Origin of the sequence: Streptomyces sp. NBC_00259, assembly GCF_036181745.1 — a bacterium.
Classification (GTDB): domain Bacteria; phylum Actinomycetota; class Actinomycetes; order Streptomycetales; family Streptomycetaceae; genus Streptomyces; species Streptomyces pratisoli.
In genome coordinates this window covers 3,235,208-3,253,802 of the sequence record NZ_CP108080.1, presented here as the reverse complement: position 1 = coordinate 3,253,802, position 18,595 = coordinate 3,235,208, and the positions used below count along the sequence as shown (strand labels likewise).

18 protein-coding genes are annotated in these 18,595 nt (G+C 72.7%); 12 read left to right on the top strand and 6 right to left on the bottom strand.

Annotated features, from left to right (window positions below; genetic code table 11):
- Positions 1-5: 5 nt before the first annotated feature.
- The 5 genes from OG766_RS14495 (at position 6) to OG766_RS14475 (ending at position 4,849) form a co-directional block, all read left to right on the top strand.
- Positions 6-1,052, top strand: coding sequence for an energy-coupling factor ABC transporter permease (locus OG766_RS14495; protein WP_328725500.1), 1,047 nt, complete (start codon positions 6-8; stop codon positions 1,050-1,052).
- 182 nt (positions 1,053-1,234) lie between these two features.
- Positions 1,235-1,996 (top strand): cobalt ECF transporter T component CbiQ, encoded by a 762-nt coding sequence (gene cbiQ, locus OG766_RS14490; protein ID WP_266378883.1) that lies wholly within the window; start codon positions 1,235-1,237, stop codon positions 1,994-1,996.
- A complete protein-coding gene (locus OG766_RS14485) occupies positions 1,993-2,766 on the top strand; it encodes an energy-coupling factor ABC transporter ATP-binding protein (RefSeq protein WP_266378880.1) in 774 nt (257 codons plus the stop codon). Before cbiQ ends, OG766_RS14485 begins: the two co-directional genes overlap by 4 nt.
- Positions 2,767-2,862: 96 nt before the next feature.
- Positions 2,863-4,023 carry a serine hydrolase domain-containing protein gene (locus OG766_RS14480; RefSeq protein ID WP_266378877.1) on the top strand — a complete coding sequence of 387 codons (1,161 nt, stop codon included), beginning with the start codon at positions 2,863-2,865 and terminating at the stop codon, positions 4,021-4,023.
- Positions 4,024-4,030: 7 nt separating this feature from the next.
- Positions 4,031-4,849 (top strand): SDR family NAD(P)-dependent oxidoreductase, encoded by an 819-nt coding sequence (locus OG766_RS14475; RefSeq protein ID WP_328725499.1) that lies wholly within the window; start codon positions 4,031-4,033, stop codon positions 4,847-4,849.
- A 13-nt stretch (positions 4,850-4,862) separates the two neighbouring features.
- Here the strand turns inward: OG766_RS14475 and OG766_RS14470 are convergent, their stop codons facing one another.
- The 3 genes from OG766_RS14470 to OG766_RS14460 all read right to left on the bottom strand — a co-directional run bounded on the left by OG766_RS14470 (position 4,863) and on the right by OG766_RS14460 (position 8,030).
- Entirely contained in the window at positions 4,863-5,714 is an 852-nt protein-coding gene (locus OG766_RS14470) for a DMT family transporter (RefSeq protein WP_328725498.1), read from the bottom strand.
- Positions 5,711-6,205, bottom strand: coding sequence for a YbaK/EbsC family protein (locus OG766_RS14465; RefSeq protein ID WP_266378868.1), 495 nt, complete (start codon positions 6,203-6,205; stop codon positions 5,711-5,713). The genes OG766_RS14470 and OG766_RS14465 overlap by 4 nt, the downstream gene beginning before the upstream one ends.
- A gap of 202 nt (positions 6,206-6,407) precedes the next feature.
- Positions 6,408-8,030: a penicillin-binding transpeptidase domain-containing protein gene (locus OG766_RS14460; protein WP_328725496.1), complete on the bottom strand. Its 1,623-nt coding sequence runs from the start codon at positions 8,028-8,030 to the stop codon at positions 6,408-6,410.
- Between the two features lie 189 nt (positions 8,031-8,219).
- Here OG766_RS14460 and OG766_RS14455 point away from each other — a divergent pair, with 189 nt between their 5' ends.
- Positions 8,220-8,900, top strand: coding sequence for a histone deacetylase (locus tag OG766_RS14455; protein ID WP_328725495.1), 681 nt, complete (start codon positions 8,220-8,222; stop codon positions 8,898-8,900).
- A 59-nt stretch (positions 8,901-8,959) separates the two neighbouring features.
- Here OG766_RS14455 and OG766_RS14450 read toward each other — a convergent pair whose 3' ends face one another.
- From OG766_RS14450 to OG766_RS14440, 3 genes are all read right to left on the bottom strand, one after another.
- The gene (locus tag OG766_RS14450; RefSeq protein WP_266378857.1) at positions 8,960-9,115 is read right to left on the bottom strand and encodes a DUF6131 family protein; all 156 of its coding nucleotides are present in this window, start codon (positions 9,113-9,115) and stop codon (positions 8,960-8,962) included.
- A 205-nt stretch (positions 9,116-9,320) separates the two neighbouring features.
- Complete coding sequence (locus tag OG766_RS14445; protein WP_266378854.1) at positions 9,321-9,584, bottom strand: hypothetical protein; 264 nt, start codon at positions 9,582-9,584, stop codon at positions 9,321-9,323.
- A gap of 1,144 nt (positions 9,585-10,728) precedes the next feature.
- A complete protein-coding gene (locus OG766_RS14440) occupies positions 10,729-12,450 on the bottom strand; it encodes a dolichyl-phosphate-mannose--protein mannosyltransferase (RefSeq protein WP_328725493.1) in 1,722 nt (573 codons plus the stop codon).
- A 73-nt stretch (positions 12,451-12,523) separates the two neighbouring features.
- Here OG766_RS14440 and rsmI point away from each other — a divergent pair, with 73 nt between their 5' ends.
- From rsmI to OG766_RS14410, 6 genes are all read left to right on the top strand, one after another.
- Entirely contained in the window at positions 12,524-13,402 is an 879-nt protein-coding gene (rsmI, locus tag OG766_RS14435) for a 16S rRNA (cytidine(1402)-2'-O)-methyltransferase (RefSeq protein WP_266378848.1), read from the top strand.
- A 158-nt stretch (positions 13,403-13,560) separates the two neighbouring features.
- Positions 13,561-14,013: a hypothetical protein gene (locus OG766_RS14430; protein WP_266378844.1), complete on the top strand. Its 453-nt coding sequence runs from the start codon at positions 13,561-13,563 to the stop codon at positions 14,011-14,013.
- Between the two features lie 142 nt (positions 14,014-14,155).
- Positions 14,156-15,031 carry a TatD family hydrolase gene (locus OG766_RS14425; protein ID WP_266378841.1) on the top strand — a complete coding sequence of 292 codons (876 nt, stop codon included), beginning with the start codon at positions 14,156-14,158 and terminating at the stop codon, positions 15,029-15,031.
- 180 nt (positions 15,032-15,211) lie between these two features.
- The gene (locus OG766_RS14420) at positions 15,212-16,771 is read left to right on the top strand and encodes a ubiquitin-like domain-containing protein (RefSeq protein ID WP_328727476.1); all 1,560 of its coding nucleotides are present in this window, start codon (positions 15,212-15,214) and stop codon (positions 16,769-16,771) included.
- Positions 16,768-17,640 carry a 16S rRNA (adenine(1518)-N(6)/adenine(1519)-N(6))-dimethyltransferase RsmA gene (gene rsmA / locus OG766_RS14415; protein WP_266378837.1) on the top strand — a complete coding sequence of 291 codons (873 nt, stop codon included), beginning with the start codon at positions 16,768-16,770 and terminating at the stop codon, positions 17,638-17,640. Before OG766_RS14420 ends, rsmA begins: the two co-directional genes overlap by 4 nt.
- A complete protein-coding gene (locus OG766_RS14410; RefSeq protein WP_328725492.1) occupies positions 17,637-18,530 on the top strand; it encodes a 4-(cytidine 5'-diphospho)-2-C-methyl-D-erythritol kinase in 894 nt (297 codons plus the stop codon). The genes rsmA and OG766_RS14410 overlap by 4 nt, the downstream gene beginning before the upstream one ends.
- Positions 18,531-18,595: the final 65 nt, after the last annotated feature.

Genomic DNA, 18,595 nt, shown 5'->3' with positions numbered 1-18,595 from the left:
CTGACATGCATGTCCCCGACGGATTCATCGATCTGCCCGTCTCCGCCGCGGCGGGCGTGGTCGCCGCCGGCGCGGTCGCCGTCAGCCTGCGCGGCGCACAGCGCGAGCTGAACGAGCGGACGGCGCCGCTCGCCGGCCTCGTCGCCGCGTTCATCTTCGCCGTGCAGATGCTCAACTTCCCGGTCGCGGCCGGTACCAGCGGCCATCTCCTCGGCGGCGCACTCGCGGCGATACTCGTCGGGCCGTACACGGGAGTGCTGTGCGTCTCCGTCGTGCTGTTGCTCCAGGGCATCCTCTTCGCGGACGGCGGACTGACCGCGCTCGGCGTCAACATCACGGTCATGGGCGCGGTCACGGTCGTCGTCGCGTACGGCCTGTTCCGCGCGCTGGTGCGGGTGCTGCCGAAGAAGCGCAGGTCGATCACGGTGGCCTCGTTCGTCGCGGCGCTCGTGTCCGTACCGGCCGCGGCCGCCGCCTTCACCCTGGTCTACGCGATCGGCGGCACGACCGACGTGCCGATCGGCACGGTCCTCGGCGCGATGGTCGGTGTCCACCTCCTGATCGGCATCGGCGAGGCCCTGATCACGATGGCGACGGTCGGCGCCGTCCTCGCCGTACGCCCGGACCTCGTGTACGGCGCGCGCGGACTGTCCACGCCCCTCAAGCTGCGCGTCGGCGGTGAACTCGTGGACGCACGGCCCGACGGCGCCCCGGCCCCGGCCGCCTCCCCGCGCCCGGTCTGGATCGCGGGCCTCGTGACCTCCCTCGTACTGGCCGGATTCGTCTCCTTCTACGCCTCCGCCAACCCGGACGGACTGGAGAAGGTCGCCGCGGACAAGGGCATCGACAAGAAGGTCGAGGACCACGCGGCCGCCGATTCGCCCCTCGCCGACTACGGCGTCGCGGACATCGAGAACGCCCGCCTCTCCGGCGGTCTGGCCGGGGTGATCGGTGTCGGCGCCACGGCGGTGGTGGGCACCGGAGTCTTCCTCGTGGTGCGTCGCCGCCGTAGCGAGGGCGTGGAGCCCCCCAAGGAGACCGTCCGCGGCTGAGCGGACGAGCCGCGGGGCCGGCCGGCAGGTGAGGTCCGGGGCTCAGAGAGGATGAGGCGCCAAGGCTCACACGATGAGCCCGAGGACCGGCGGATACGTACGAGGGCCGGCGGATACGTACGACGAGCACGAGGACCGGACGATGAGCACGAGGACCGGACGATGAGCACGAGGACCAGCGGATGAGTACGGGCCACGCCCACAAGCTCTACCGGCACGGACACTCGCCGGTCCATCAGCTGCCTCCGCACTGCAAGATCGCCGCGGCCCTGTGCTTCGTCCTCGTCGTGGTCTCCACTCCGCGCGAGGCGGTCTGGGCCTTCGGCCTGTACGCCGTGCTGCTGGGCGCGGTCGCCGCGCTGGCACGCGTCCCGGCGGGCTTCCTGCTGCGCCGGCTGCTGATCGAGATCCCGTTCGTCGCGTTCGCGCTGCTCATGCCCTTCGTGGTGCCCGGCGAGCGGACCGAGTGGCTCGGGATCTCCCTCTCCGTGCCGGGGCTGTGGGGCGCCTGGAACATCCTCGCCAAGGGGACGCTCGGGGTCGCCACCTCCGTACTGCTCGCCTCGACGACCGAGCTGCGCTCGCTGCTCCTCGGACTGCAGCGGCTGCGGCTGCCGCCGCTCATGGTGCAGATCGCCTCCTTCATGATCCGCTACGGCGATGTGATCACCGACGAGATGCGGCGGATGTCCATCGCCCGCCGCTCGCGCGGCTTCGAGGCGCGCGGAGTGCGCCACTGGGGGGTGCTCGCCACGTCCGCCGGCGCGCTGTTCATCCGCTCCTACGAGCGCGGTGAGCGGGTGCACCTGGCCATGGTCAGCCGCGGTTTCGCCGGCACGATGCCGGTGATCGACGAGGTGACCGCATCCCGCGCGCAGTGGGCGTACGCCGCCGCGCTCCCGTTCTCGGCGCTCGCCGTCTGTCTGCTTGGCTGGACCCTATGACCTCGCACCCCGCGGCCGCCGCCCCGCCGTCCCTCGACGTGCGCGGGCTCGCGTACGCCTACCCCGACGGCCACCAGGCCCTCTTCGGCGTCGACCTGACCGTCGCCCGGGGCGAACGGGTCGCGCTGCTCGGCCCCAACGGCGCGGGCAAGACCACCCTGGTCCTCCACCTCAACGGCATCCTCACCGGCGGCGCCGGCACGGTCACCGTCGCGGGTCTGCCCGTCGGCAAGCAGCACATGGCCGAGATCCGGCGCAAGGTCGGCATCGTGTTCCAGGACCCGGACGACCAGCTGTTCATGCCGACCGTGCGGGAGGACGTCGCCTTCGGTCCTGCCGCGGCCGGGATGCGCGGCGCGGAGCTGGAGAAGCGGGTGCGCGGGGCGCTCGACCAGGTCGGCATGGCCGAGTACCTCGAGCGCCCGCCGCACCACCTCTCCTTCGGCCAGCGCCGCCGGGTCGCGGTCGCGACCGTCCTCGCGATGGAGCCGGAGATCCTCGTCCTCGACGAGCCCTCGTCGAATCTCGACCCGGCCTCGCGCCGTGAACTCGCCGACATCCTGCGCTCGTTGGACGTCACCGTGCTGATGGTCACGCACGACCTGCCGTACGCGCTGGAGCTGTGCCCCCGTGCGGCGATCCTCAGCGAGGGCGTGATCGCGGCCGACGGCCGTACCCAGGACCTGCTGGCCGATCCCGCGCTGATGAGCGCGCACCGGCTGGAACTGCCGTTCGGCTTCGACCCGCGTGCCGTGGCGACGGGCGCCTGACCGAGCCCAGTCCGTGACCGACCCGGAATCGGGGTCCGCTCCGCCACGTTGCACCATGGAGTGACCGGCAGGTCGGAACAGCAGGGAGCGGTAGACGTGGACGTCCAGGGCACGGTTGCGGAAGGCTTCGAGCCGGTCCGCGAGGCGTTCATACGCAACTTCGAGGCACGCGGGGAACGCGGTGCGGCCGTCGCCGTCTACCGGGACGGAGTGAAGGTCGTCGACCTCTGGGGCGGCGTACGGGACGTCGACGGCACCGAGCCGTGGGCCGTGGACACCGCACAGGTGGTGCGCTCGGCGACCAAGGGCGTCGCCGCCGCCGTTCCGCTGCTGCTGCACCAGCGAGGACAGCTGGACCTGGACGCGCCCGTCGGCACGTACTGGCCGGAGTTCAAGGGAGCGGGCAAGGAGCGGGCCCTCGTACGGCATCTGCTCTCGCACCGGGCCGGGGTGCCGGTGCTGGACCGGGCGCTCACCGTGGAGGAGGCCGCCGACGGAACGTCCGGCGCCCGGGCCGTCGCCGCACAGGCCCCCGCCTGGGAGCCCGGCACCGACCACGGCTACCACGCCCAGACCTACAGCTGGCTGCTGTCGGAACTCGTACGCCGGGTCACCGGGCGCACCATCGGCCGCTGGACGGCCGAGGAGCTGGCCCGGCCGCTCGGCCTGGACCTCTGGATCGGCGCACCCGCCGAAGAGGCCCACCGCATCGGCCGGATCGGCCCGGTCGAGGAACCGCCCACGGCGGCCGGCGGGGGACTGAAGCTGCGGCCCAAGCGGTCCGTGGCCGAGGCCTACCGCGATCCGGAATCCCTCACCCGGCGCGCCTTCGGCGCGATCCACCCGCTGCCGGACGAGAACGACCCGCTCTACCGCGCGGCCGAACTTCCCGCCTCCAACGGCATCTCCACCGCCCGGGCGCTGGCCCGCTTCTACGCGGCGACGATCGGCGAGGTCGACGGCCACCGTCTGTTCGCCCCCGCCACCCTCACCCTCGCCCGCACCGAGGAGTCGGCGGGCCCCGACCGGGTCCTCGTCGTCGGCACCCGCTTCGGCCTCGGCTACATGCTCCACGGACCGGCCTCCCCGCTGCTCGGCCCCGGCTCCTTCGGCCACCCGGGCCGCGGCGGCTCGCTGGGCCTCGCCGACCCGGAATCGGGCATCGCCCTCGGGTACGTCACCAACGGCATGCGCAAGGGGGTCACGGCGGACCCGCGCGCCCAGGCTCTGGTCAGGGCGGTCCGCTCGGCGACATGATCGGCGGATGCAGCGTTTCGAGGGATACGGCGTACTGATCACCGGAGCGGGACAGGGGATCGGCGAGGCGACCGCCCGCAGACTCGCCTCCGAAGGGGCCCGTGTCCTGGTCACCGATCTCGACGGAGAACGGGCCGCGGTGACCGCACGGACCATCCCGCGCGCCGTGTCGTTCCCCTGCGACGTCGCCGACCGGGCCGCCGTCGAGGCGGCCGTGGCGTGCGCCGTCGAGGAGTTCGGCGGCCTCGACGTCCTCGTCAACAACGCCTACGCCTGCGCCCTCGACAGCCCGTTGTTCGAGGACCAGCCCGACGACACCTGGCAGCGGGACCTCGACATCGTCCTCACCGGTGCCTTCCGGTGTGCCCGCGCCGCCCTCCCGTACCTGGCGAACGCCGGAGGCCGTGGCGCGATCGTCAACATCGGCTCCGTCAACGCCGAGCAGGACTTCGGCAACCACGCCTACAGCGCGGCCAAAGCGGGCCTCGCCTCCCTCACCCGCACGCTCGCCGGTGACGCGGGCCCCCGCGGGGTACGCGTCAACCAGATCAACCCGGGCACGGTCCGCACCCCCGGCTGGTCCGGCCGCGAACGCCACCTCGACGCCCTCAGCGGCGTCTACCCCCTGGGCCGTGTCGGCACCCCGGACGACATCGCCGCCGCGGTGGCCTTCCTGGCCTCCAGCGACGCCGCCTGGATCACGGGCACGACGCTCCGGGTCGACGGCGGCCTGCTGGCGGTGAACACCGGCTTCACCCGGACCGTTTCGGATGTTGCCGACGGCGACGGCGACGGTGACGGCGACGCCGACGCCGACCGCGGCTGAGCGACCGCCGGCGTCAGCCCGTCTGCAGCATCAGCCCGATCCCGACCACCATCAGGCCCGCCGCCGCGATGCGCGGGCCACCGAAGCGCTCCTTGAAGAACAGCGCGCCGATGGCCGCGCCGACGATGATCGAGGACTCGCGAAGGGCCGCGACGGGCGCCAGCGGGGCGCGCGTCTGCGCCCAGAGGACCAGACCGTAGGCGAAGAGCGAGAGGACCGCGCCGAGGAGTCCGCGGACCGCGTAGGGCCGCAGACGAGGGAGCAGGGAACCGCCGAACCGTCGCACGGCCCAGGCCGGGATAAGCACGCCCTGAAGGACCATCAGCCAGGCGATGTAGGCGACGGAGGAGCCGGAGGCGCGGACCCCGACGCCGTCGACGACGGTGTACGCGGCGATCGACAGACCCGTGGCGAGCGCGGCGAGCAGGGCCGGCCAGTGCGGACGGCCGCCCGCGCCGCGAAGCCCCCACAGCGCGACCCCGACGAGACCGGCGGAGGCGACGGCGACACCCGTGAGCTGCCAGGGGGTCAGCTCCTCGTCCACGAGGAGGGCGGCGAGCACCGTGACGACCAGCGGCGCCGTGCCCCTCGCGATCGGGTACATCTGGCCGAAGTCGCCGAGGCTGAACGACCGCATCAGCAGCAGCTGGTAGCCGAGGTGCAGCAACGCGGACGCGACGAGGTACGGCCAGGCCGCGGCGTGCGGCAGCGGCAGGAAGCAGGCCGTCACCGCACCGATCGCCGCCGCGCAGCCGCCGATCAGGGTGAACGCGACGACCTGATCCTTGATCGCGTGTGCCATCGCGTTCCAGCTGGCGTGGGTGATGGCGGCGATGAGGACCGCCGCCGCGACGGCGACGCTCACGCGGAGCGCTCGCGCACGTCCACGAGGACCGCGCCGGAGTGCGCGATCACGGACGTGGGGTCGAGCGGGAACACCGTGTGTGGGGTCCCGGCGGCCGCCCAGACCACGGCGTGGTCGAGGAGCCCGCGGTCGGCCAGCACCCGCGTCCTCGTCCGGTGCCCGAAGGGCGGGACGCCGCCGATCGCGTACCCCGTCGTCTCCCGCACCAGGTCCGCGTTCGCCCGCTCGACCGCCGACGCGTCCAGCTCCTGACGTACCCGCTCCACGTCCACCCGTGAGGAGCCGTCCATCAGCACCAGCACCGGCTCCCCGTCCGCCTCGAAGATCAGCGACTTGACGATCTCGCTGACGTCGCAGCCGATGGCGGCCGCGGCCTCGGCCGCCGTGCGGGTGGCGTCGGGGAAGCGGCGCACCTCGACCTCGAGGCCCAGCTCGCGCAGGGCCTCGGCGAACCGGGGGTGGGCATGCGTGGTGGTATCAGGAGTGCTCATGGCCCGCCACGCTAGCGGTACCTGTATGGGCCATGCGACCGCGTTCCGGTCGGTGGACCGGCGTTCCGGGGCCGAGCGCCGCAGCCCGGCCCCGGTGCCGTCCTCGGCCCCGGTGCCGTCCTCGGTCCCGGCCCCGGTCCCGGTCCCGGCCACGTCCTCGGTCCTGTCCCGGTCCCGTCCTCGGTCTCGGCCCGGTCCGGTGTCAGCCTGCCTTCAGCACCGACGCCACCAACGGGCCCGCCGCGTCCCCGCCGTGCCCGCCGGCCTGGACCACCGCGGCCGCGGCCAGATCCCCGGAGAACCCGGAGAACCAGCTGTTGGACGTGGCCTGCCCGTCCACCTCGGCGGACCCGGTCTTCGCGCCCTTGTCCCCGGGGACACCGGCCATCGCGTTCGCCGCCGTACCCCAGTTGGCGGTCGCCCGCATCATGTCGCGCAGCTGACGCCAGACCGAGCCCGACAGCGGCCGGGTGGCACCGGCCAGTTCGCGGTCGTCCAGCGAACGCGGCACGATGACTGGCTGCTTGAAGCCGCCGTTCTTCGCGGTCGCCGTGATGGACGCGACGGTGAGCGCGTTCATCTGGACCGTGCCCTGCCCGATGTACTGCGCCGCGGCCTCGCCGCCGCTCGCCGGGGGCACATTGCCGTCGAACGTCCGCACCCCGGTGTTCCAGGAGAGCCCGATGCCGAAGGCGCCACGCGCGATCTCCGACAGTGCGGCATCGTTGTCGACGTCGTCGATCTGCTTGATGAAGGCGGTGTTGCAGGAGCGCGCGAAGCTCTTGGTGAACGTGTCGTTCTTGATCTCGAAGTGGTCCAGGTTGTGGAAGGTCCGGCCCTGGTACATGACCTCCTTCGGGCACTCCACCTTCCGGTCCGCGGCCACGAGCCCCTTGTCCAGCAGCAGTGCCGCCGTCACGATCTTCATCGTCGAGCCGGGCGCCTGGGTGCCGCTCAGCGCCGCGTTGAAGCTGTCCTTGCGGTTGTTGGCGACGGCGCGGATCTCGCCCGTGCTCGGCTTGATGGCGACGACCGACGCCTCGCTGTGGCGCTTCACCGCCTTCTCGGCGGCGGCCTGGACGCCGGCGTCCAGCGTCGTCCGCAGCAGACCCGGCTTCCCCTCGGCCAGCGTCAGGAGCGTCGTGTCCGCCCCGCCGGCGCTGGTGATCACCAGCTCCACGCCCGCCTTGCCGCCCGCCTTGTCGCCGTACTTCTGGCGCAGCTGGTCCAGCACCGGCCCGAGGGACGGGTACTTCTCCTTCGTCAGCTCCTTGCCGTTGCGGTCGACCGCCTTGATCGGCGGCTGGGCGGCGGGGCCCGTCCTGAGCTGCTTGTTCCGGTCGAGCTGGGGATGGACGACGGACGGCGTCCAGTCGACGAGCGGGCGCCCGGTCGTCAGTCCGCGGACGACGGTGAGTTCGGAGCTGTACGTCCAGGGCTTGCTCCGTCCCTCGTACGTGACCGTCGCGCTGACCGTGAACGGCACCTTCGCGCCGACGGCCGCGCCCTGCTTCATCGTCACCTCGCTCACGTGGGCGCTGTCCCGGAACGCGGCGATCGAGGGCTCCGCGCCTGCCTCGTTGTTGGTGAGCTGCGCGGCGAGCGGTGCTTCCCCCGACGCCCAGGCCGCGAGGAAGTGCTTCGCTGTCGTACGGATCTCCTCGGTGCTCGGCGGACCCGACTTCTTCGTCGTGACCCCGGACTTGGACTCCGTACCGCCACTTCCTCCGCCGTTCCCCAGCACGTTGTACGCGCCGTAGCCGACGCCGCCGGTGAACAGGATGAACACGCCGCCGATGACGGCGACCTTCGCTCCGCTGCGCATCGCAGTCCCCTCCCCAGGAGCCCCCTCGTACTTGAACGTGTTCAAGGGGCGTTTGCCGGGCACTCTACGGGACAGGAGTGAGGCGGGGGACGGACGTTACCGGACTGTGCCGCGCCGGGCGCCGCCGCACCGCCGAAGCGGTTAGGGCAATGAAGCGGGCAGGGCAGCGAAGCGGGTAGGGCAAGGGCCATGAACCGCACCCGCGACATCGACCCGACGCTTCCCGCCGGCAGTTCGCCCCGCCAGGTCTGGTACACCGCGTACGGCTCCAACACCCACCTGGAGCGCCTGTCGTACTACCTCGCGGGAGGCCGCCCGCAGGGTGCGTCCAGGACCTACCCCGGCTGCCGCGACCCCCGCCCGCCCGCCGCGTCCGTTCCGGTGGAACTCCCGGGCGCCCTGTACTTCGCCACGCACTCCCCGGTGTGGGACGGCGGCCGCGCGTTCCACGACCCGGCCGCACCCGGCCGGATCCGCGCCCGTGCCCACCTGGTCACCGCCGCCCAGTTCTCCGACATCGCGGCCCAGGAGATGTACCGCGAGCCGGGAACGGACCTGGACGTCACCGATGCCCTCGGCAGCGGCAGGGCCGTACTCGGCAGCGGGCGCTACGAAACCCTCGTCTGTCCCGGAACCCTCGACGGCGTTCCCGTCCTCACCTTCACGGCACCCTGGGGACTCCACGACATCGAGTGGACGTGCCCCTCCGTCGCCTATCTGCGGCACCTGGCCGCAGGGCTGCTGGAGACCGGAGCCTGGCCGGGCCCCGACATCGCCGCCTATCTCGCGGCCTGCCCGGGCGCCGCCGGCCACTGGACGCCTCAGGCCGTCGCCGCTCTCATGGCGGGGCCCGACGGGCTCGCACCCTGAAGGGGGAAGCCGTCGGGCCCGCGCTGGACGCTCAGCAATCGGTCAGCAGGTCAGGTAGGTCAGTAGTAGTGCCGCCGGCCGCCGATCGCGTGCCCGAACGCTCCGAGCACCCAGAGCAGGGCCCCGACGGCGATCAGGATGATCCCGATCGTCGACAGTATGCCCATGCCGACCACCAAACCGATGATCAGTAGGATGAGTCCGAGGATGATCATTTTCGTCCTCCAGTCCGGAACCCCCCACTGATCCGAATCTTGCCGCTCCACGCCGTCGCAAACCACCCCGAGCCCACCCACTTCGGGCGCCCGCACCGCTGGACCCGGCTGTCCGCAACATCATCCTGTCGCACCGGTCGTCCCCGTGGACGTACGGGACGGCGCGGGACACCGGCGGCGGTCCGCCGCCCGCCGGTGTCGCCGTTCAACGATTGCAGTTGATGCTCTGCATCGGTGCGGCGCCGGCCGAGCTGAGCGTCCACGTCGTGCCGGTCCAGATGACGTAGGGATTCACGGCGACGCCCATCCCGGACGCAGAGCTGAAGCCCAGGCCGGTGACGGCGTTGCAGATGGCTTGCGCTTCGCCAAGCGCGAGCCGGATGTCGAGACCGTTGATCCTCGGCCCGGAACACGAGGAGATGGTCGCTGTCGTGTTGGTGCTCGCACACGTCAGCGTCGCGCCGCGCACGATCTGGGTCGCGAGGAACTGACCGAAGACCGGTTGGGGTGCTGCCGCGCCCTGCGGCCCGGTGGCACCCGGTGTGCCTTGGGCGCCTTGGGGGCCGATCCCGCCCGGCGTGCCTTGGATGCCCTGGATGCCTTGGGTGCCTTGGGTTCCTTGGGGCCCGATCTCTCCCGGCGTGCCCGGTGTGCCTTGCGTCCCCTGGGGCCCGATCTCGCCCTGCGGTCCCGCCTGCCCGGTGTCGCCCTGCAGTCCCTGGGGACCCGCCGCCCCGGTGTCGCCCTGCAGTCCCTGGGGACCCGCCGCCCCGGTGTCGCCCTGCAGTCCCTGGGGACCCGCCGCCCCGGTGTCGCCCTGCGGGCCTGTCGGACCAGTGCCACCTTGGGGTCCCGCCGGGCCGGTGCCACCTTGGGGTCCCGCCGGGCCGGTGCCACCTTGGGGTCCCGCCGGGCCAGTGTCACCCTGCGGCGCCGTCGGCCCGGTGGCGCCCTGAGGACCCGCCGGTCCGGTGCCGCCCTGCAGTCCCTGCAGTCCCTGCAGTCCCTGCAGTCCCTGCAGTCCCTGCAGTCCCTGCAGTCCCTGTGGACCCGCCGGCCCGGTGGCACCCTGTGGGCCCTGCGGCCCGGCGGGTCCGACCCTGCACCGGTCGTACCTGCCGTTGCCCAGGAGGCCGGGCAGGCCGAAGTGGTCGCCCCTGCCGTCCCGGCAGTCATCGCCGCTGACGCCACGCACCGAAGCCGTGCCCGCCGGCAGCGCGCTCGACGGGTTGCCACTGCCGGTTCGGCGACGCCGAGCACCGCGAGGGTCAGCAACGCCGCAGCGCTGCCGACGTGCCGCCTGCCTTGCCCGGGCAGCGGCCCCATGCCGGGCCGCGTCTGCTTCTCAGGACTCATGCTCAAGTGCTCCTCGGAAAGCCACGAATGGACGCGGAAGCCCTGCTTGCAGACGTCCTCCGGCAGGATTTCGCCGCGCCTCGCGGTCCCGGCGACAGGCGCGCCGCACGATCAAGCGATCGGTCCAGCACGAAGGCCCGGGCCGTCCGTGGGGCCGGCCGTGGGCCGTCGTGCGACGGCCCAGGACAGCCAGGGACGACCGTCAACAACCAGAACGGGCCCGGCACCTCCAGGTGCCGGGCCCGCCGTCGTGCCTGCTAGACCCAGGTGTCCAGCCACATCCGGTTGCGCCAGTCGTCCATCGGGATCGCCTGGCCCGTGTAGAGCGGCCAGAAGTAGATGAAGTTCCAGACGATGAGCAGCACCAGCACGCCCGCGCCCACCGCGCCGATCGTTCGGCGGCGTTCGTCCGAGCCCGCCGGGCCGATGATCGCGCCCAGCAGCATCGCGACCGCCAGGCACAGGAACGGCACGAAGACGACCGCGTAGAAGAGGAAGATCGTGCGCTCCTGGTAGAGGAACCACGGCGCCCAGCCCGCCGCGACCCCGCAGGCGATCGCGCCCGCGCGCCAGTCGCGGCGCAACGCCCAGCGCCACAGGACGTAGACGAGCGCGAAGCAGGCCACCCACCACAGCAGGGGGGTGCCGATCGCCAGGACCTCGCTGGCGCACTTGTCGGCGGCGGTGGCGGGGCAGCCGGCGGTGCCCGCGGACGGGTCCTCGTAGAAGTAGGAGACGGGACGGCCGAGGACGATCCAGCTCCACGGGTTGGACTCGTACGTATGACCCGACGTCAGGTTGACGTGGAACTGGAAGACCTCGGTCTCGTAGTGCCAGAAGCTGCGCAGCCAGTCGGGGAACAGCCAGCTCCAGGAACTGCCGCTGCCCTCGTTCGTCGCCCAGTCGCGGAAGTAGCCCTTGTCGGTGACGAGCCAGCCGGTCCAGGACGCGAGGTACGTGGCGATGACCACCGGCAGCGCGGTGAACGCCGGCAGGAGGTCGCGCTTCAGCACGGACAGGTACGGCCGCACCGCGCCCGCCGTCTTCCGGGCGCCCACGTCCCACAGCACCGTCATCAGACCGAACGCCGCCAGGATGTACAGGCCGTTCCACTTCGTGCCGATCGCCAGGCCCAGCATCACCGCGGCGGCGATCCGCCACGGGCGCCACCCCATCCGCAGGGTGTCCGCGATCCGCGCGTCCGGCCGCAGCACTCCCTCCGCGTCCTCCGGCAGCGCGTCCGCCAGCCGCCGTCTCGCCCGGTCGCGGTCGATCAGCAGACAGCCGAAGGCCGCCAGCACGAAGAACATCAGCACCTGGTCGAGCAGCGCGGTGCGGCTCATCACGAAGTGCAGCCCGTCCACGGCGAGCAGCGCCCCCGCGAGACAGCCCAGGAACGTCGACCGGAACAGCCGCCTGCCGATCCGGCACAGCATCAGCACGGACAGCGTGCCGAGCACGAAGACCATGAAACGCCAGCCGAACGGGGTGAACCCGAACAACTGCTCACCGAGCCCGATGACCCATTTGCCCACGGGCGGATGCACCACGTAGCCGGGATCCACCGGCACGGCGACCGCGTCCGGGTTCTTCAGGATCGCCTTGTCGATGTCCTTCGGCCAGGAGCCCTCGTACCCCTGGTTGATCAGTGCCCAGGCGTCCTTCGCGTAGTACGTCTCATCGAATATCACCGCCTTGGGGTGGCCCAGATGCCACAGCCGCAGCAGCCCCGCCACCAGCGCCACCAGCAGCGGCCCGCCCCACGCCGTCAGCCGCTCCACCCGGCGCGCCGCTCCCGGCGGCACGCCGAGCAGCGACCACAGCCGGTCGGAGGGCCGGGTGTACGGCGGCACCAGCCGCTCGCGCAGCCCGATGTCGGGCCGGGGCACATGGCCGAATCTGCGCAGGCGCTGCTGCCAGGACGACGGCTGTTCGGCGGCGGCCTGACCGTGCAGGGCCCGTGGGGCGGTACTGGTCACCGCGCCATCGTAGGGAACGCGTCTGTGCGAAGGGTGTGGCCCGCCCTGGGAGGATGGCTCTGTGACTGGATCGGTGACTGGAACGCTCGTACTCGCAGGGACGCCCATCGGCGATGTGGCGGACGCCCCGCCGCGCCTGGCGGCCGAACTGGAGACCGCCGACGTGGTCGCCGCGGAGGACACCCGGCGGCTGCGCCGGCTCACCCAGGCCCTCGGCGTGCACACCCGCGGGCGGGTCGTGTCGTACTTCGAGGGCAACGAGTCGGCCCGTACGCCGGAACTGGTGGAGGCGCTGGAGGGCGGTGCGCGGGTGCTGCTGGTCACCGACGCCGGAATGCCCTCCGTCTCCGACCCCGGCTACCGGCTGGTCGCCGCGGCCGTCGAGAAGGACATCAAGGTCACGGCGGTGCCCGGCCCGTCCGCCGTGCTGACCGCGCTCGCACTGTCGGGGCTGCCGGTGGACCGCTTCTGTTTCGAGGGCTTCCTGCCGCGCAAGGCGGGCGAGCGTCTCGGCCGGCTCCGTGAGGTCGCCGGCGAACGCCGCACCCTCGTCTACTTCGAGGCGCCGCACCGTCTCGACGACACCCTGGCGGCCATGGCCGAGGCGTTCGGCGCGGACCGCAGGGCCGCCGTCTGCCGCGAGCTGACGAAGACGTACGAGGAAGTGAAGCGCGGCGGCCTCGGTGAACTGGCCGCGTGGGCGGCCGAGGGCGTACGCGGCGAGATCACGGTCGTCGTGGAGGGCGCCCCGGCGCCGGGGCCGGCCGAGCTGGACGCGGACGAGCTGGTGCGCAGGGTGCGGGTGCGCGAGGAGGCGGGGGAGCGGCGCAAGGAAGCCATCGCGGCGGTCGCGGCCGACGCGGGCGTACCCAAACGAGAGGTGTTCGACGCGGTCGTCGCGGCAAAGAACGCGGCAGGATCAGGCCCCTCGGATCGCAAAGGTCTATCGTGAAAAGCAAAGCTCGGACCGCGTGATCAAGCCTTCCGGAATGCGCCGGCCAAATCCTCCTCAACGACCTGGAAGGTCTGATGCGCTCCCGCCGGAACAGGCGTCCACTGTAAGGACACACCCCCGGCGCGGCTGGGGGCGGTGGACCAGGAGGAGCTGGCATGAGTGAGACAGCGGGCACCCCGAGCGACGCGCGACCCATCCCGGTCGCCGCACCCGAGACGGTGCAGGAGTCCTACGCCTTCGCCTGCATGAGGTGCGGCTACGGCTGGGAGCAGACCTACGACATCGAGCACCACATCGACGGCGACGGCCGTCCGTTCTGCATGTACCGCGCACAGGGACAGCTCGTTCCCTCCCCGCTGAACCGGCTCACCTGCCTCAACTGCGGCGAGCAGAAGGTCCGCATCATGCGCGCCGGGCAGGTCTCGGGTGTCGCCGAGACCCTGCGCCGCCAGCACTTCGCGCCCCCCAACTTCGCCATAGCCGGGCCCGTCCCGTCCTCCGAGCCGGAGCCGAAGGTCGCCAGGCACCGCCAGGACGCCGGGCCCGAGGCGGCGGTGCGGCGCCGGGGTCTCGGGGACGTGCTCCGCGGTCTGCACCGCCGCCGGTAGGGCGGTGGCCGCGGTCCGTGGCCAAGGGTGAGGCGGGCCGGGGGCCAGGGGCCGGAGACCGGGGCAGAGGCAGAGGGGTCCGAGGCAGAGGTGTCCGAGGAGGGTCCGAGGCCGTCGTCGCGGTCCTCGTACGATCGTGGTCATGAGCGCCAAGACCGACGAGACGCCCCCGCCGCTGCCCGCCCCGCTGCGGGTACCGGTCGCCGATTCGCACACCCACCTGGACATGCAGAGCGGCACCGTCGAGGAAGGTCTGCGGAAGGCGGCCTCGGTCGGTGTGACGACCGTCGTCCAGGTGGGATGCGACATCAAGGGCTCCCGCTGGGCGGCCGAGACGGCCGCCGCGCACGAGAACGTCTGGGCGGCCGTCGCCCTGCACCCCAACGAGGCCCCGCGGATCGTCCACGGCGACCCCGACGGCTGGTCACGGCAGGGCACACGGGAAGCCGGCGGCGACGCCGCCCTCGACGAGGCCCTCGCCGAGATCGACCGGCTGGCCGGACTCGACCCCGTACGAGCCGTCGGCGAGACGGGGCTCGACCACTTCCGTACGGGCCCGGAAGGCATCGCCGCCCAGGAGCGCTCCTTCCGCGCCCATATCGAGATCGCCAAGCGGCACGGCAAGGCGCTCGTCATCCACGACCGTGACGCGCACGCCGACGTGCTGCGCATCCTCGCCGAGGAAGGCGCCCCCGAGCGCACGGTGTTCCACTGCTACTCCGGCGACGCGGACATGGCCAGGATCTGCGCGGACGCCGGGTACTTCATGTCGTTCGCGGGCAATGTGACCTTCAAGAACGCCCAGCCGCTGCGCGACGCGCTCGCCGTCGCCCCGCTGGGACTCGTCCTCGTGGAGACCGACGCGCCCTTCCTGACGCCCGCGCCGTACCGCGGACGGCCCAACGCGCCGTATCTCGTTCCGATCACGGTCCGTGCGATGGCCGCGGTACGGGGGATCGACGAGGACGCCATGTCGGAGGCGATCGCGGCCAACACGGCCCGTGCGTTTGATTACTGAAAGATAACAATTCGTCACCTTTTGGAGGGGGCTGACGGGTTCCGGCGGCGCGACACCGGATGACACCGAGTAGCCGTCCTGCTTTGGAGAGTGACGGTGACCCGCTAGGGTCCCGGCCTCGTGAGCACTTCGCAGGGCAGTCACCGTGCAGCGCGCGGCGGTCGTCGCGCCGCCAGGCTCATGGAGCCTCCTCCGCCGCCTGTGCCGCCGGGCCCGGTCAGGGCTCCGGCCCGGGCGCGGGACTCGGACGTGTCGCCCTACGCGCCGACCGTGGCGGCGTTCCTGCCCGGGCCGGGGCCCGGACCAGGCACCGGACCGAGAACCGGCCCTGGTCCAGGGCGCGGACCGAGTACCGGGCGGGGACGCGACACCGGACCGGGTCCCGGGCCCGGACGCGACACCGGACCGGAAGCCGGCCCTGATGCAGGATCGGAAGCCGGCCCTCATGGCGGACCGGAAGCCGGCGCCGACGCCCGACGCGAGGCCGGTCTCGCCGCCGGACCGGAAGCCGGCCCTGCCGGCGGCCCCGGCACAGGCGCCCATGATCCGGCGGTACCCGCCGCCCCGGCATCACCACCGGCCGGCGGCCGCGCCGAGGCCCGTCGCGCAGCCCGCCGCCGCAGGACGGGCCCGCTCTCCCGCAGCCGCCCCGACAGCCTGCGCCGCCTCATCCCCCAGGCCCTCGTCGTCGCCTTCCTCGCGGGCGGCACCACCGCCTTCGTCGCCGCCGACAAGGGCGTCCGCCTCAGCGTCGACGGCGTACCCCGCACGCTGCACACCTTCGCCGACGACGTGGGCGAACTGCTCGCCGACGAGGGCCTTGCCGTCGGCGAGCACGACATCGTCGCCCCCGCACCGGACGCCGACCTCGACGACGGCGACGAGGTCGTCGTCCGCTTCGGCCGCCCCGTCACCCTCACCATCGACGGCCACCGCCGCCAGGTGTGGACCACCGCACGCACCGTCGCGGACGCGCTGCACCAGGTCGGGGTGCGCGCGGAGGGCGCGCACCTGTCCGCCTCCCGCTCCCTGTCGATCTCCCGCAAGGGCCTGGACCTCGACGTCAGGACCGAGCGGAAGGTGACCTTCATGGCCGACGGCCGTGAACACACCATCCGTACGAACGCGGCCACCGCACAGCAGGCCGTCGAGGAGGCCGGCATCACCCTCGGCGGCCAGGACACCACCTCCGTACCGCCCGGCAGCTTCCCGCGCGACGGCCAGACCATCACGGTCATGCGCATCACCGACACCGAGCAGGTCCGCGAGGAGCCCATCCCGTACACCACCGTGCGGACGGAGGACCCGGCTCTGCACATCGGCACCGAGGTCGTCGAACAGCAGGGCCGCACCGGCACCCGGCAGGTCACCTACGCCCTGCGCACCGTCAACGGCGTCCGGCAGAAGCCGAGGAAGGTCTCCGAGGCGGTGCTGCGGCCACCGGTGACGCAGCGGATCAGCGTCGGTACGAAGCCGCTGCCGGACTCGGTCGCCGGCGCCGACGGGCTGAACTGGGCGGCGCTCGCGCAGTGCGAGTCCGGCGGGCGGCCCGACGCGGTCGACCCGTCCGGGACGTACGGCGGGCTGTACCAGTTCGACACCCGCACCTGGCAGTCGCTCGGCGGCAGCGGAAGACCTCAGGACGCCCCGGCCGAGGAGCAGACGTACCGGGCGAAGAAGCTCTACCTGCAGCGGGGGGCGAGTCCGTGGCCGCATTGCGGCCGTAGGCTGTACCGGTGAGCACCACCACCGGACCCGACAGCCCCGACGCCCTCCTCGGCCCCGCCGACATCCGGGAACTGGCCGCGGCGCTTGGCGTACGCCCCACCAAGCAGCGCGGCCAGAACTTCGTCATCGACGCCAACACGGTCCGCCGGATCGTCCGCACCGCCGAGGTGCGCCCCGACGACGTGGTGGTGGAGGTCGGGCCAGGACTCGGCTCGCTCACCCTCGCGCTGCTGGAGGCCGCTGACCGGGTCACGGCCGTCGAGATCGACGATGTGCTCGCGGCCGCGCTGCCGACGACGATCGCCGCGCGGATGCCCGCGAAGAAGGACCGCTTCGCGCTGGTCCACTCCGACGCGATGCATGTGCGGGAACTGCCGGGCCCGGCGCCGACCGCGCTGGTCGCGAACCTCCCGTACAACGTGGCGGTGCCGGTCCTGCTGCACATGCTGGACCGATTCCCGACCATCGAGCGCACGCTCGTCATGGTGCAGGCGGAGGTCGCCGACCGGCTCGCCGCACGCCCCGGGAACAAGGTGTACGGCGTCCCGTCGGTGAAGGCCAACTGGTACGCGGAGGTCAAGCGCGCCGGAGCCATCGGCCGCAACGTCTTCTGGCCCGCGCCGAACGTCGATTCCGGACTCGTCTCCCTCGTCCGCAGGACCGAGCCGGTCAGGACGACCGCTTCCAAGAGCGAGGTCTTCGCCGTCGTCGACGCGGCCTTCGCGCAGCGCCGCAAGACCCTGCGCGCCGCGCTCGCCGGCTGGGCGGGCTCCCCGGCCGCTGCCGAGGAGGCACTGGTGGCGGCGGGCGTCTCCCCGCAGGCGCGTGGAGAATCCCTGACGGTGGAGGAGTTCGCACGCATCGCGGAGGCCAAGAAGTGAGCGTCACGGTACGAGTGCCGGCCAAGGTCAACGTCCAGCTGGCGGTGGGTGCCGCGCGGCCCGACGGCTACCACGACCTCGCCAACGTCTTCCTCGCCGTCGGGCTGTACGACGAGGTCACCGTCACCCCGGCCGAGTCGCTGACCGTCACCTGCACCGGCCCCGACGCGGGCCAGGTGCCGCTGGACCGTACGAACCTCGCCGCCCGGGCAGCCGAGCTGCTCGCCGACCGGTACGGCATCGACCCGGCCGTCCACATCCACATCGCCAAGGACATCCCCGTCGCCGGCGGCATGGCGGGCGGCAGCGCCGACGGCGCGGGCGCGCTGCTCGCGTGCGACGCCCTGTGGTCCACCGGGGCGTCACGGCAGGAACTGCTCGACATCTGCGCCGAACTCGGCAGCGATGTGCCGTTCAGCCTCGTCGGCGGCGCGGCGCTGGGTACGGGCCGCGGCGAGCGGCTCACCGAACTGCCCGTCGGCGGCGCCTTCCACTGGGTCTTCGCGGTCGCCGACGGCGGACTCTCGACCCCCGCCGTCTACCGCGAGTTCGACCGCCTGAACGAGGGCGCCCACGTCCCCGAGCCGGTCGCCTCCCCCCTCCTCCTCGACGCCCTGCGCACCGGCGACCCGGGGGCCCTCGCCGCGGCACTCGTGAACGACCTCCAGCCCGCCGCGCTCTCGCTGCGCCCGTCCCTCGCGGACACCCTCGCGGCCGGAACCGACGCGGGCGCGCTCGCCGCGCTCGTCTCGGGCTCCGGCCCGACGACGGCGTTCCTCGCGAAGGACGACGAAGCGGCCCGGCAGATCGCCGAGGCACTCCTGGCCTCCGGCACCTGCCGCACGGCCCGCGTGGCCCTGGCACCGGCTCCCGGCGCGACGGTCCTGTAGACGGCGCCCGCGCCGGGGCTCCGAGCGAGCCCTTCCGGCGATCGAGCACAGGCGCCCGCGCACGA

Bases quoted from the DNA above. Each gene is read 5' to 3' on its own strand.
- OG766_RS14475 (WP_328725499.1), top strand. From the start codon at position 4,031: ATGCAGCGTTTCGAGGGATACGGCGTACTGATCACCGGAGCGGGACAG.
- cbiQ (WP_266378883.1), top strand. From the start codon at position 1,235: ATGAGTACGGGCCACGCCCACAAGCTCTACCGGCACGGACACTCGCCG.
- OG766_RS14430 (WP_266378844.1), top strand. From the start codon at position 13,561: ATGAGTGAGACAGCGGGCACCCCGAGCGACGCGCGACCCATCCCGGTC.
- OG766_RS14460 (WP_328725496.1), bottom strand. From the start codon at position 8,030: ATGCGCAGCGGAGCGAAGGTCGCCGTCATCGGCGGCGTGTTCATCCTG.
- OG766_RS14455 (WP_328725495.1), top strand. From the start codon at position 8,220: ATGAACCGCACCCGCGACATCGACCCGACGCTTCCCGCCGGCAGTTCG.
- OG766_RS14465 (WP_266378868.1), bottom strand. From the start codon at position 6,205: ATGAGCACTCCTGATACCACCACGCATGCCCACCCCCGGTTCGCCGAG.
- OG766_RS14495 (WP_328725500.1), top strand. From the start codon at position 6: ATGCATGTCCCCGACGGATTCATCGATCTGCCCGTCTCCGCCGCGGCG.
- OG766_RS14425 (WP_266378841.1), top strand. From the start codon at position 14,156: ATGAGCGCCAAGACCGACGAGACGCCCCCGCCGCTGCCCGCCCCGCTG.
- OG766_RS14450 (WP_266378857.1), bottom strand. From the start codon at position 9,115: ATGATCATCCTCGGACTCATCCTACTGATCATCGGTTTGGTGGTCGGC.
- OG766_RS14485 (WP_266378880.1), top strand. From the start codon at position 1,993: ATGACCTCGCACCCCGCGGCCGCCGCCCCGCCGTCCCTCGACGTGCGC.
- OG766_RS14420 (WP_328727476.1), top strand. From the start codon at position 15,212: ATGGAGCCTCCTCCGCCGCCTGTGCCGCCGGGCCCGGTCAGGGCTCCG.